General features: G+C 32.2%; 12 protein-coding genes. 2 read left to right on the top strand and 10 right to left on the bottom strand.

What is annotated here, in order from left to right; all coding sequences use genetic code 11:
- From Q0829_RS18180 to Q0829_RS18195, 4 genes are all read right to left on the bottom strand, one after another.
- A complete protein-coding gene (locus tag Q0829_RS18180; RefSeq protein WP_298545821.1) occupies positions 1-249 on the bottom strand; it encodes a DUF2798 domain-containing protein in 249 nt (82 codons plus the stop codon).
- Between the two features lie 9 nt (positions 250-258).
- Complete coding sequence (locus tag Q0829_RS18185) at positions 259-957, bottom strand: isochorismatase family protein (protein WP_298545822.1); 699 nt, start codon at positions 955-957, stop codon at positions 259-261.
- 456 nt (positions 958-1,413) lie between these two features.
- Positions 1,414-3,651 carry an NAD(P)-binding protein gene (locus Q0829_RS18190; protein WP_298545824.1) on the bottom strand — a complete coding sequence of 746 codons (2,238 nt, stop codon included), beginning with the start codon at positions 3,649-3,651 and terminating at the stop codon, positions 1,414-1,416.
- 13 nt (positions 3,652-3,664) lie between these two features.
- Positions 3,665-4,525 (bottom strand): hypothetical protein, encoded by an 861-nt coding sequence (locus Q0829_RS18195; RefSeq protein ID WP_298545825.1) that lies wholly within the window; start codon positions 4,523-4,525, stop codon positions 3,665-3,667.
- A gap of 146 nt (positions 4,526-4,671) precedes the next feature.
- On the opposite strand from Q0829_RS18195, the gene Q0829_RS18200 reads away from it, so the two are divergent.
- Positions 4,672-6,699 (top strand): sensor histidine kinase, encoded by a 2,028-nt coding sequence (locus Q0829_RS18200; RefSeq protein ID WP_298545826.1) that lies wholly within the window; start codon positions 4,672-4,674, stop codon positions 6,697-6,699.
- Between the two features lie 93 nt (positions 6,700-6,792).
- Here Q0829_RS18200 and Q0829_RS18205 read toward each other — a convergent pair whose 3' ends face one another.
- The 6 genes from Q0829_RS18205 to Q0829_RS18230 form a co-directional block, all read right to left on the bottom strand.
- Complete coding sequence (locus tag Q0829_RS18205; RefSeq protein WP_298545828.1) at positions 6,793-7,707, bottom strand: helix-turn-helix transcriptional regulator; 915 nt, start codon at positions 7,705-7,707, stop codon at positions 6,793-6,795.
- A gap of 101 nt (positions 7,708-7,808) precedes the next feature.
- Positions 7,809-8,405 (bottom strand): hypothetical protein, encoded by a 597-nt coding sequence (locus Q0829_RS18210; protein ID WP_298545829.1) that lies wholly within the window; start codon positions 8,403-8,405, stop codon positions 7,809-7,811.
- 36 nt (positions 8,406-8,441) lie between these two features.
- The gene (locus Q0829_RS18215) at positions 8,442-8,975 is read right to left on the bottom strand and encodes a hypothetical protein (RefSeq protein WP_298545831.1); all 534 of its coding nucleotides are present in this window, start codon (positions 8,973-8,975) and stop codon (positions 8,442-8,444) included.
- A 29-nt stretch (positions 8,976-9,004) separates the two neighbouring features.
- A complete protein-coding gene (locus tag Q0829_RS18220; protein WP_298545832.1) occupies positions 9,005-10,396 on the bottom strand; it encodes a hypothetical protein in 1,392 nt (463 codons plus the stop codon).
- Positions 10,397-10,630: 234 nt separating this feature from the next.
- On the bottom strand, positions 10,631-11,365 hold the full coding sequence (locus Q0829_RS18225; RefSeq protein ID WP_298545834.1) for a tyrosine-type recombinase/integrase: 735 nt from the start codon (positions 11,363-11,365) through the stop codon (positions 10,631-10,633).
- A gap of 12 nt (positions 11,366-11,377) precedes the next feature.
- On the bottom strand, positions 11,378-11,668 hold the full coding sequence (locus tag Q0829_RS18230) for a hypothetical protein (protein WP_298545835.1): 291 nt from the start codon (positions 11,666-11,668) through the stop codon (positions 11,378-11,380).
- A 669-nt stretch (positions 11,669-12,337) separates the two neighbouring features.
- Here Q0829_RS18230 and Q0829_RS18235 point away from each other — a divergent pair.
- Positions 12,338-13,282, top strand: coding sequence for an RHS repeat-associated core domain-containing protein (locus Q0829_RS18235; protein ID WP_298545836.1), 945 nt, complete (start codon positions 12,338-12,340; stop codon positions 13,280-13,282).
- Positions 13,283-13,432: the final 150 nt, after the last annotated feature.

Below are 13,432 nucleotides of genomic sequence, written 5' to 3' on the forward strand. Positions count from 1 at the left end.
CTAATTTTTTGGGGAGTTTGCTACATATTTAGTTATTCTTGTTACTACCGGAAGTGTTATTATCACGATCGGAATAACTACAATCCAAGTCTTGAAAAAATTACTTATCCATATAAAGAAGAAACCTTCGATGCTTCCTTCATTCATCCAAAGCATAATTCCAGATAGACTTAAACCAATAAACAAGGTCATTAGTAACATAAAAATGGGCATATAAAACTTTGACGAAAGTTTTTTTCTATTTGACATCATCATCAGTTAATCTTTATACGCCTGATAAAAACCGCCCCAAGCACTATGCTCCTGATACAATTTACCTATAGCCTCTCCCTGAGGAGTTTGCCAATCTCCCATTAATTCAGAAGCCAATGTTCCCCAGGATACCATGGTGGCGCCTGCTTGTGTCATTCTAAGCATTGCCGCATGTTCTACTAATTTTTGATCACTACCAGAAGCATCAACTACTACATATACTTGATATCCATTTTTCAAAAGATCTAAGGTGAGTAACTGTGTACAGATATCTAATGATATACCTCCTAGGATAATTTTCTTCTTCCCTATTTTCTTTATTTCCTCTCGAAATTTAGGTTCATCCCAAGCACTAGGTGTGTGACGTTCTACTCTGATTCCTTTGCTTAAATGTTCTCTTACCAGAGGATAGAAATTGCCTCTAAAACCTCCTTCTTCTCCAAGTACTATCGTGGGCATATCAAAAATTTCTGTCAATTTAGCTAATGCTGTAGCATTATTGACAAATGTGCTTTTCTCAATGGTTCTCAGACCTGGATCGAAACCTGTTAAAAAATCTACCATTACAAAAGCGGCATTATCAGGAGACAATTTCTCGGTATAAGGATCAGAACTTTCTGATTTCGAAATGGCAAATGAGTAAAATATCGTGCTTAGAATAATTATTACGAATAAACTTAACCCTACGTGATTTGTTTTTTTCATTACAATATGATTTAAGTATTAACATTATGACATGTCAAATTTCAATCATATTCCAACTAATGAATGGCACTTATTCCATCAATAGTTTCAATTATTTCAGTTCTAATAACTAATACATGAAAAGGATTAATAATCTTTTAATTAATTGGAAGAATTAGTGGAGAGGTTGAATTCTTTTAGTTGCTATCTCAATACTTACCATAGTATTTACTGCTCTTGTATGAATATACAATATCATTCTAACTACATTTTATTACAAAATCAAAGTCTAAAAATCCATATTAAAAGAAAATATTATCTAGTACTTTGATTTAACCTCTTACTCTCCCCACCCTTTATTTATTAGTAATACACTACATATTGTATCGGGAAGTAAAATTACTATTAGTAAAAAAAGAGGGAAACTAGCCCCTCTTTTTTTAATATATATTTCAAAAAAGTAAAACTTATATTCTACTACTTCAATTTTACTCCACTAAAAATCGCTGTTTCTGATGGCAATCCAAGTTTACTTCTCATCACTTGTCCCGCCTGAAGACCTGCTACTATGGCGCCTTCATAATACCCTACGTTAACACCAAAATTGATCCAATCTCCGGTGATTATAAGATTATCAAAACCAGATTCACTAGCTTTAAGACGGTATTTATTAGAACCTGGGAGTGATAAGGTGTACCTATCCGTAGGATTTACATTAGCACGAAAAAACTGGGTTTTAAGTCTGCCATAGTCAGTTTTGGCGGCCTTTGAAAAATCATGAATTACATCTAACTTCATTCCTTCAGGATACTCCAGTGTAGTGGCATTCGGAAAAAACCAGCCCATTTTATCTTTTAGCCATTGTTCTGAAACACGCATAATGCGCTCTAATTGTTCGTGAGGATAATTATGATCCGAATATGGAGGTATATTTTCAGGATCTAAGAATGATCCTGTATAGTATATCAATACGCCAGGTTTATCATTATTCCAGTCTTCATATGGCATTACCTGAGACATATCTATAAATGAATATTGAGGATCAGCATACGTTACTAAGTTGGGTAATGATCCTTCTGGAAAACCCCAATCTGGTAAATTCATCCCCAGCTCTTTTAATGTAGGCTTAATCCATAATTGCATAGACATGGTAGGAATACTTTTTACGTGATTATACATCTTATTCCATGCTGTATTATTAGCTATAATCTCCTTACAGATACCTTCATCTCCACCTAAAACATCAATAGGAATTCCTAAAATTACGTAGTCAAAATCTTTCCCTTTTTCTAAAGCAAGTTCCCTTACATTTTTCCAACCGCACCAAGCTTCTTCCAGATCATATTTGCCTTCCTTAAGCATTTTAGCTTGTTGATCGTCTATCTGATCATAAAGAGGCTCTCCTGGCCATACATCCAAGCCTTTGAAAGGGTACGTAGGATTGTATGTGCCATTCTTTAATGTAACCTGTTCGGCCATAGACACTTTTTCTATTTCTCCAGAATCCGAATAGTGCACCTGTTCTACTTTATGGAAAAACTTAAATTTTACACCTCTATTTTTAAGTGTTAAATAAATTGGAGTGATCATGGTATCAGCCGTTCCTGCTTTAAACTTCCATACAAAAGACCCTTTGTAACCTGCTGAATTTGTTAGAAAATGAAGTCCAACTCCAGCCGCTAGACTACCTTGCTGATCAGTTCCTGTTAGATTGTGAAATGTACCGGTATATAAAAACCTAACCATAGCAGAACTCAATAATCGTTCACTTGCTCCATGGTTTTTGAGCCATGCTCGGTAATCCAAATCATTAATACGCTCATAGTCTAGTTCGTGAGTTTCTGAATTATATACATCTTCAAATGTTCCTTTCATATTAACAAGTCCGAATTCTACAAATACAGCTAGCCAATAGAAATATTCATCATGATTTGCAATGGAATCAATGAGTTTAGTAATCCATTTAGAAAGCACATCGAGTAGTTCTTTGATCAAAGAATGATGATCTTTTCTTTGTGAATGCTCGTGATCACCACTGGTTAGATTCTGAACTAATTCGGACACATAATTCAGTAACTTTTCACCTTCATGTTTAAAAATTTTATCTTTTATAAATCCTTCAAATTTAGATTTGAAACTTGCCCACAGCGGATGATGTTCTGGAGGTTTAACTTCTTTGGCAGATTCAGAAGCTAAATTCATAAGACTCTCTTTATTAGGGTCTGTTCCAAATAAAATTTCAGAAATCAATCCTACTGCTTTTTGAACAATTGCTGAAAAAGGCAGTGGTCCACCCTGACCAGGTATATAATCGTTAGACGGAAAAATAATATTCTTTTTAATCCATCGATTTGTCTTAGGATCAAAATGAGTAAGTAATGTTGTATCCTCTCGATCAAAAGCATCTTCCCAAGATTTAAAAGGACTATTAGGCATTAAATTATGTTTTTCGCATTCGCTGTAAGAGTCTTGAATTAGTCGAAATGCATTTTCGTACCATCCTTGAGCGATATGAATCCCGTGTTCTTGAATCCTTTCGTTTGGTCCTCTCCCGGTAGCAGTTTTCCCTCCTAGTCTCCACCCCATTTGATAAATGGTTATATCATAATGATCTTGCCAATTTTCATAGGAACTAAGTTCATAGGCGGATGTAAGAGACGACATACCACTACCCAGTATTGCTATTTTCTTTTTGTGTTCTTGTTTATTTTGCATTGGTTTATTGGTTTTAAGAAATTGGAATTTTTTTAATTATTAAATTTTTATTGAAGTGTGCTGTGCTAAGTTTACTTTGACTAATTGGATAAATAGGTTTATTATTATTGATAAACTTATTCACTATTGGAGCGTTATTCCATATAGCAGCTTCGGCATATAACTCGTTCAAATGTGGTACAATTAATAGTTTATCAAAAACATCTTCTACCAATCCCATAAAATTATGTGCATGATGAGTGATGTACTTAATGTCTTCTTTTGATAATGGATAATTACTTGGATAAAACGCTTCTATATCTGTTATCATAGAAACAGCAAATCCTCTTGGATTGGCAAATATTTTACCTAAGATTCCAAAACTTACGCCCTCTACCATCGACTGCGCATATAGTAATCGATATAGTACTATATTCATAAAATATTGCTCATAAATAGTTTCTTTATAGGCTAGTGAATCAGCTACTTGATATCCAGAAATGATACTAGAATTATGCGCACGATACCATGAAGTTTCATTGGGTGAATTGATATAATTAAGCCAGAAATTCACTGGAACTGGCAGGTTTTGAAAAGTCTCTCCAGATTCTTTAATCAATTGAGCAAGTGTCGCTACATATAAAAAATGACTATTTACTTCTCTCCACCAAGAACTTCCGGCTGGTTGTCCGTTTATGGAATTAAGTGTCCCTCTTTTTATTTCCCAGTCAATAAATGCTAATTCAGAATTTCCTAATCCTTCTTTTCCTTCAATAAAAGGATCTCCATATTTTTGATAGAATTCATATCGAAGTTTATAGCGTCCTTGAGGGTTATCAGAGACAGAAAGCACAATTTCTTTAGCTTTTATCTCGAGCGTTTTAAGTTGGTTCATAATAGTGGTTAGGTTTTATATATTGCTCCTAAATTTACGAGTTAAAATGTTATATGCAATAAATATTTTTAGGGAATCCTACACTTATATTTCATAAATTTACTTATTATGTAAAAAGTTTTTTTTTAAAATACTAAGCATTAAGAATGGCAACTAATTTCAAATATTTTTTAGGGTTATTATCAATTATATGGTTGTCAACTCTTTCTGCATCTGGTCAGACAACAATTCCCCTGAATGATAGTATAGAACTAGTGGATATTGGAAAACAAACGTATTATTTAGAGGATGTTTCTCTTGGATTAACCATCGAAGAAATCATAAATAACAACCAAGAAAAACAGTTTAAACCATATTCACAAGAAACTATAAATTTTTCCAGTACAGCTTCAGCTTTCTGGTTAAAATTTAAAATCACTAAAACAACAGCTGGTAATTTTTTCCTGAATGTTGGGTCAGCTTACATTGATGCTATATCTCTTTATGAATTTGATGAAGAAAACAGACTAATTTCTACCCGACATACTGGTGATGACTTGCCATTCGATACTAGAGAGATTGAAGTAGGCAATTATTTATTTGCTCTTGATTTTGATAAGGATGTAACACGTACTTTTTATCTTAGAGTAAAGAGTGATCAGCCGTTGTTTTTTCTTCTTAGAGTAGGAACACTTTCTAACTTTGTAGCATATGAGCATGATTTAGATTTTCTTCAGGGAATCTATTTTGGTTTTATGCTCTTGATCTTCCTATATAATCTCTTTTTATATTTTTCAACTAGGGAGAGAATATATCTCTATTACATTGCCTATGTATTTAGTATTACTTGGTTTATGGCCTCTGTATTTGGTTATTTCTTTGAATATTTTTGGCCGGATACGCCTTTTCTTAATCAATTAGTAGTAGTTAGTTCAGGATTGACTATGATTACTGCAACTTTATTTACTCGAAAATTTCTGAATACCAAAAAATCTGATCCACTCTTGCATAAAGGTTCTATAGTGTTTCTGGTTATAGGTTTTTTAGTATGCCTATTTGTAATACTAGGTTATAAAATAGAAGGTCTGAAGTTAGCTCAAGGTGGACTTCTTATTATGGCAGTGTATTTTCTTATTTTGGGTATTCGATTCAAATTAAAAGGATTTCGTCCTGCTGTCTATTATTTATTCGCTTGGGGAGCTCTTATTATTGGTATCTGTTTTGCAATATTAGAATCATTGAACCTAACTTTTGTAATGAGCTATTTAAATGCAATGCAGATCGGTTCAGCTCTAGAAGTATTACTACTTTCCTTTGCTCTAGGTGATCGGATTAATATGTATAAAAAACAAAAAGAAGATGCGCAATTGGCTGCTCTAATATCATCCAAAGAAAATGAAAGATTAATTCAAGAGCAAAATATAATATTAGAAGAAAAGGTGAAAGAACGAACCGCAGAAGTAGCTAAACAAAACGATACGCTCATCATTCTGAATAAGGAAAAAGATATGTTGGTAAATTTGGTTGCTCATGATCTTAGAACTCCTCTACATCAAATGAAAGGATTAATATGGTTGCTCGATATACCAGCTATGGATGTAACTGAAGATCAAGAAACCTATTTAAATGAAATTAACAATTCTGTTGATCGCTTGACACAAATGATAAGTCGTATACTAGACACCCATGCCTTGGAGAAAAATGAAGTCAAATTAATAAATGAGATTATTAATCTGAATGAGCTAGTTCCCTATGTAGTTCAAAATTTTCATCTCACTGCTACAGAAAAAAACATTAAATTATTAGTGAAGATTGAAGAAGGAAATCATTTTGTCGAAGTGGATAAAAACTACTTTATACAGGTTTTAGAAAACTTACTTTCTAATGCAATCAAATTTTCTGAAAAAGAAAATAACGTAATATTACACGTAACATCTTATAAAGGAAAAACAAAAATTGTAGTGGAAGATAATGGGCCTGGTATTAGTGAGGAAGATCAGAAGAAATTATTCGGAAGGTTCCAAAAACTAAGTGCACAGCCTACAGCTGGTGAATCATCTATAGGATTAGGATTATCCATCGTAAAAAAATATGTAGAAGCCATGAATGGCGAAATTGATTGTGAAAGTCAATTAGGTATCGGAACCAAATTTATTATCACTTTTGACTCTAAAGGTGAATCAAGGGGGAATTAAAGTTAACACGCCAGGTATAAACATTTAGTCTGTATCTAAATGAACTTAGAGTTGATTATGCTCTCAAACTTTTGGCAGAACAATCCTTTACCCTTAGTTTATACAAAATTCCTTTGGACTAGAACCATAGGTTTTTTTAAATAATTTACTAAAAGAGGCTAAATCAGGAAAACTAAGAATATCTGCCACTCCAGAAATGCTAAGATTTCCAATTGATAAATACTGCTTCGCTCGATCCATTTTTAAGTTAAGTATGTATTGATGTGGAGTTTTGCCAAATACCTTCTTAAAAGAATTATATAAGTGGTATTCAGAAAGTGCAGAAACAAAAGATAGATCTTCTATCGTTATCTTTTGTTCTATATTATCATGGATATATTCATAAGCCACTAGCAGTCGTTTCAAGACTTCAATTTTTGTTGAGCTTTTTGTTCCCTTTATTTTTTCTGCCATTAAATATGCTCTAAATTGATCCTTATAAACAGCTTGCAAAACTTCCATAGTAAGTTCTGCGGGATTCAAGAATTCATAGATATCAGTACAACTCTTTTGGTGGATAGATTTTAACAATCGGCCAGAAGGATAGTGATCTGCATTATATATCTTCTCTATAAAAAAAGATTTTTGCTCTATTTTATCCAAAGGAACATTTAGTAGTTGATCTTCTGAAGCAAAAGCAAAGAAATTAAACTTAGCAATAAGATCATCAGATATTGCAAAACTCAATACATCAATATAGTCTTCACTTTTATTAAAATACTCCCAACCATAACTTGGATTAGAAACGACAAACTTATTACCGTCTACTTTTACTTTTTTATCCCTCATGATAAGATCTCCCACACCTTCTTTAAAATAGATAATAGTAAGACTGTTTTCATTATATCCATAATAAGGTAGCTGCGTCCTAAAACGCATCATGAAATTTTCTTCTCGATTAAATTGTGGAGGGATTGGATCTCTTTTCTTAGAAAAATGGTTATAATATTCGTTCTTGTATTCCTGCATATTTGGGGTAAACTTCTAAGTGATAAATGCTTAACAAAAAGTATAAACACCTGACTACAAAATGCAAATATAACAATATTAACTTAATTTTAACTTTTTTTTTAAAGCTGTATTGGTATTTCTTTAAAATTAAATTTCATTAATCCATTTCCAAACAATTGATCATCATATATCAACTGGATTGTCTCATTTTCGGGAATTCCACCAAAATTTATTAATAATCGTTTAAAAGGAGCTACTTTAAAATTACGCTCGAACGTTACTCCGGCACAAGCTATTGTATCCCCAGATTGGGTTACTGCTTTAAAATCTTTTTGTATAGTAAATGCCATATATTTAACGGCATCTTCATACGATCGGTTGGTATACATATCTTTTAAAAGATCATCTTCTTTTTCTTGTTGGAACTTTACCTCTACGACTCTTTCATTTTTATACTCTTGGTATATGGAGTCAACACTATTAAGGTTCTGACTTCCTCCATTCTTTAGAATATAATACTGAATTGGTACTAAAGTAGCATTGTATTCGATATCCGAAAAGAAATGAGAAATAGATCTGGATTTCCATCCGGATTGCTCTAGGTTAAAAAGTCGTTCTTCTATTTCTGTTCTAGGCTTTTCTTGTTCTTTTTGGCAAGATCCAAAAGAAAATAATAGCATTGCTACAGCAAGATAATATAGAAAATGTTTGTGCATGAATCTCATGTTTACGATATCATATAAATTTACTTATTATAAACTAACTCTCGAAAGTTTTATTCTAAAAGATCCATTAGTAACCTTAATAAATGCATCCGTATCTATATCTGAGATCAATTCTCCTGAGAAAGTACCAGATAGAATATCATTAGACCAATTGGTTAAAGTTACACTAAATCGTTGGGTATCGATATTATCTACTCTATAGGAACTTCTCTCATCTTCATTATCATTAATATAGGAAAAATCCAGAAATGGATCACCATTGTTCTCAAAATATCTTAAGGTAATTGGAAACGTTACATTATCCAGATCCAGATCATCTAAAGACATAAACCATATAATCTGATTTTCTTCAGAAATTTTTCTTTGAAATGTAAAACGGTTGCTCTCCGTAAAATATGTTTCCATAGTTCCTGGTCTTAAATAATCAGTATACACCTTTTCGTCATCTACAGTTCCTTCTATAAAAAAGTCTGCTTGACCAGAATTATTATCATCGGATTGACATCCTGAAAAAGCCATAAGTATTCCTGTGATTCCCAGTAAGACTATTATTTTCTTCATGTAGTTTTTTTATAAATATTTATTAATACTTAAAAATCAAATTTTACAATCTTTACATTCTCTCTTCCTCTGCGGAAATGATCTTCTTCTTCTATTAGGTAAAATCCTTTACCATCGATAACTTTTGTGGTTATAATTTCTTTATGCTTTATCCCTTTTTTAGTTTCTAAATACGATTTTACCTTATCATTAAACAACATTGCAAATTGTGTATCGCTAGATAGCATTAACTTCTTGTTATAATCTTGTTTTTGTTTTCTGTAATAATATTGTATAACACTGTCTCCGATTGTTCCATTTTCCGGATCTATTTTAAAAGTAAATAGCATACCATCGATATTAATTCCCACTCCTATATCTGATATCATATTAAACAAATCTATGTTAAGGTCGATCCCTTTTCTAGAATCCATAAATTCTTTATTTTCTACATCTTTTTGTACTTTCCAAATCAAATTACCATCAAAATCATATTTAAAAAGAAAGAAACCCTTAGGTCTATTGTGATAAAAATTATCCTTATCAGAATATAAACCGTACATATAAAAGGCTTTATTATCAGTATCTATATAGACATTTCCTGCAGTAGCTTGCTGGATGGTTTCTTTAGGATATCTAAGATTATCTATAAAATTACCAGCTCCCAAAAATCCTCCGGAACCATTATTTGATGAGTTAAAAAACATATTATTATCTAATGTAAACTCTAAACTTTTGTCATAGGTTAAAGTTCCATCATAGTTAAATGCGAGTATATTATACCTATCCCTTTTTTTATCTTCGGATAAGTCTTTATATGCTAAATAGAATCTATCATCTGTATGTTTTTTATATTCCACCAACATTACTTCTTCTGTATAAGGCAAATCAGGGAAATTCAGTTTCATTTCATTATCCTCAAGTGTTTCATTATCTCTTGTAAACAAGTAAAATTCAGAGGTGATGAACTTATCTTTAAATCCTTTTTTTTCGTTTTTATTGTTTCCAATACTTACATCATACTTGCTCGCAAAAAAATTAATAAAAGGATCGACATTACCTGTTTCGAATTCTCGTTTAAAATCATAAGGCTTATACTTTTTTCCTGTACGATCATACACATTTCTGTGATATAAGAAGTAATTGGCATCTGATGACACAATCAATTTAGAAAATGCATTACTTTCGATTGTATTATTGAAGATGGTATCAAAATCATTAGAAAATCTCACTATACGTGCATCTTGCTTATCTTTTGATAATGTTCTAATCCCATGCAAAGCAATAACATCGCCACTTTCTGCAATATCGTACTGATACAACACCCTTTTAGTTGACTCTTCAAAATTAATATTGATTACTCCATCCTGTCCTTTTACGTGAGATATTATTGTAATTAAAAGAACTTTAAAAATTACAATACGTTTATTCCAGTTTGTCATTATTTGTGTTTTCTTATTAGTGTCAAAAACTAACATTTTATTACCCTCTATTTTTTAATTTTGTTATCTTATTGTTCGTTTTTATAATCCGCCTGAGACTGATAGCTTGATAAATGATGTCTTGTAAAACTATATGTTTACCAATAATCAAAATTCATATAATTGCTGAACCAGTATTACTATTATTAAAGTAAAATGCTACTGTTTTTAATTAAGAGGTATGGTACTAATTTTTTAATACGCCTCTAACCTGCTATGAACCTTATCAATCTCCTTGTCTATATACGATTGCGCAAAATGTACATATCGATAAAAAGAACTGCTATTTCCAGTATGACCACTAATATTACGAACCAGATGTTCTGGCATCCCTAATATAAGCATGGTAGTAATCGCAGTACGACGCATCATATGACTGCTCATTTTATCATAAAACCTTTCTGAAGATTTCGCAGCTGTTTTAGATACTTTACCAAGTTTTTCTCTGGAAACCTCTATCGGTGTATCAAAGTTGGCTTTTTCACCGATTCGTTTCAAGGTTTTATTAAAATTAAATAAGGTAATCGCCTCAAAAATAGCAAACTTAGTACTTCTGCGTTTATATTTTAGATATATCTGTACCGCATACGAAGGCAACTTCACCGAGGTATAGGTTTTGGTTTTCTTACTTTTTAATTTTAAATAATAATCCCCGTTTTGTACTTCAAAGTTTTTGTTGGTGATCAGAAATATATCAGAAAAACGTAATCCCGTAGTACATCCAAAAACAAAAATATCTTTGATACGTCGCTCAGTTTTGGTCAAACTGGTTTCGAATGTAGTATCGTGAATTAAAAATTTTAATTGTTCTGGCGATAATACCAAGATATCCACTTCTTCTTTTCTAACATAAAATAATTTATGAAAATCACCGGTATCAAAGTTTCTTTCGTTTTTTAGATAATTAAAAAATGTACGGATTTGCTTCATATTGGCTCCTACTTAATTATCATAGCAACCTTTTTTATACATAAAGTCTGTAAACTTACGGTAGAACTTCTTCCAATAGTTTTTCTCAGAAGTATGCTCTCGTTTTGTCAGCTTAGAAGCGTCCGCAATTCGTAGATCAAAATCTGTCTTTGTGGTAAACTCTACAAGATTATGTAGCACAAATCGATAATTATCAATGGTTCCTTTGGTGATGCGTTCTCCGTTTTTCTTTAGGCGTTTCCCGGTTTCAGAATCACGGATAAATTGTTTAAAAAGTGGTAGTATCGGCGTCGTCTTTTTCATCTGCTAGTTATTATTGTTTTTTATCGGTCAGATGCCCGCCTGCTACAGGCAGGGAATCGCCATTTAATCAAATTGGTGGATATCAACCTAATTATTATGGCTTATTTCATATTACAAAAATCTGAAAATCTTAGTATGTAGATTCTTATATCTTTTGAATACACTTTTTTACTTGGTGAATATAGGATTTGGGTTGTTAAGATCTGTTTATCTAAATAAAACATCCATAAACAAGAGACAATACATATTTACCTGAGTAACCCGGAATAAAAAAATTCCCTCAGTTTTGAGAAATCCACTAAAAAATTAATCCAGTGTGTGAATTGACGTGGATGTATGCGTCTGGCTGAGTGATTTTTCGGAATGAAATGGAGAAAAATTAGCCTACCCACCTATGGAGGGTATCGAAGCACATTAAAGTCTTTAGCTTTGTTTACATCTCGATACATTTTTGTTCCACTATCATTTCACAAAAACACCCGATGAGACGAAAAACAAACATTTAATTATCATTACGTTAAATAATATCTCAGTTTCATACCTCTTGTCGAAGCATAAACACATAATCTTTTGGACCTCAAAAAACACCCTATAAAATCATCATTTTTTACGTAATAATGTAGAATTCAATTTCTTTCCTACTTTTATATACAACTAGGATACAATTACTTGCGAATAATAAAATACTATCCTTTCGGGATGCTGTTACCTAGTCGTAACGGGAATTCTTCTAACTACCGATATGGATTCAATGGAATGGAAAAAGATGATGAGATTAAGGGTGAGGGAAACTCTGTAAATTATAAATATAGAATGCACGACCCAAGAGTAGGTAGATTCTTTGCATTGGATCCTCTAGCTAAAAACTTTTCGGATGTAAGCCATTATAATTTTGCCTCAAATACTCCAGTTGTAGCAATTGATCAAGACGGTGGATTTACAGTTTGGAGGCATTATCATATGACTAAAAAAGCATTAATTAAAGCTGGAATAAAAAGGAAAACTGCTAGACAAATAGCTCATTTTGCATCAACTTATGCAGACCATCCAACAGCTGGTATTTTGTTATATAATTTGGGAGTTTATGGTGGTATGAGAGGAGCAACCACACAGGAACTGGATGACCTTTTGTATCAGGACGGTCATGGAGGATATGATGCTACAAAAGAATCTCAAAGCGATGAATTGGTAGCCTCGGTTTCCATTCATGCTATGAGAACATATTGGGAAGAAATTGATGAGGAAACTGCAATAAAGCGATCTTTGTATGGTGGAACATTTATTGACAAAGATAATTGTAGTATAACAATTGTAGGAGCATATGAAGTCATAGATTCCTTTAAAGGAAAGGATATAGAAAAATTATCAATCCAAGATAAGAAAAGACTTGGAGTAGCTCTTCATACTATTCAAGATGCTGTTTCTCACAAAGGAAAACGATGGGTTGATGATCATGAAAAAGAAGCTGAAAAAATGGGTCACGAAAATGAGCATCCAGATTTTGATGAAGTTGTATTAGCTAAAAACTATTATAAGGCCTTAAAAGATACTGAAAAAGCTATCAAAACTATTACCGAGAAAAATTCGAGTAATAGTAATAATGAAAACAAATAGAAATCAGATAAGGCAAAAATCATTGTCTTGTATATAATACATTCACCTGATCTCTTTAATCTAATGCTCAATTTACTAGGTTTATAATTTGAAAATAGTTCAATATTACCAGACAGCTCGGATTTGAAATCCGAGCTGTCTGGTAGCTGG

The organism is uncultured Aquimarina sp., from assembly GCF_947492405.1.
In the GTDB taxonomy this organism is placed as follows: domain Bacteria; phylum Bacteroidota; class Bacteroidia; order Flavobacteriales; family Flavobacteriaceae; genus Aquimarina.

Excerpts from the sequence above, each read along its gene's own strand:
- Q0829_RS18180 (WP_298545821.1), bottom strand. The coding sequence starts at position 249 with ATGTCAAATAGAAAAAAACTTTCGTCAAAGTTTTATATGCCCATTTTT.
- Q0829_RS18185 (WP_298545822.1), bottom strand. The coding sequence starts at position 957 with ATGAAAAAAACAAATCACGTAGGGTTAAGTTTATTCGTAATAATTATT.
- Q0829_RS18190 (WP_298545824.1), bottom strand. The coding sequence starts at position 3,651 with ATGCAAAATAAACAAGAACACAAAAAGAAAATAGCAATACTGGGTAGT.
- Q0829_RS18195 (WP_298545825.1), bottom strand. The coding sequence starts at position 4,525 with ATGAACCAACTTAAAACGCTCGAGATAAAAGCTAAAGAAATTGTGCTT.
- Q0829_RS18200 (WP_298545826.1), top strand. The coding sequence starts at position 4,672 with ATGGCAACTAATTTCAAATATTTTTTAGGGTTATTATCAATTATATGG.
- Q0829_RS18205 (WP_298545828.1), bottom strand. The coding sequence starts at position 7,707 with ATGCAGGAATACAAGAACGAATATTATAACCATTTTTCTAAGAAAAGA.
- Q0829_RS18210 (WP_298545829.1), bottom strand. The coding sequence starts at position 8,405 with ATGCACAAACATTTTCTATATTATCTTGCTGTAGCAATGCTATTATTT.
- Q0829_RS18215 (WP_298545831.1), bottom strand. The coding sequence starts at position 8,975 with ATGAAGAAAATAATAGTCTTACTGGGAATCACAGGAATACTTATGGCT.
- Q0829_RS18220 (WP_298545832.1), bottom strand. The coding sequence starts at position 10,396 with ATGACAAACTGGAATAAACGTATTGTAATTTTTAAAGTTCTTTTAATT.
- Q0829_RS18225 (WP_298545834.1), bottom strand. The coding sequence starts at position 11,365 with ATGAAGCAAATCCGTACATTTTTTAATTATCTAAAAAACGAAAGAAAC.
- Q0829_RS18230 (WP_298545835.1), bottom strand. The coding sequence starts at position 11,668 with ATGAAAAAGACGACGCCGATACTACCACTTTTTAAACAATTTATCCGT.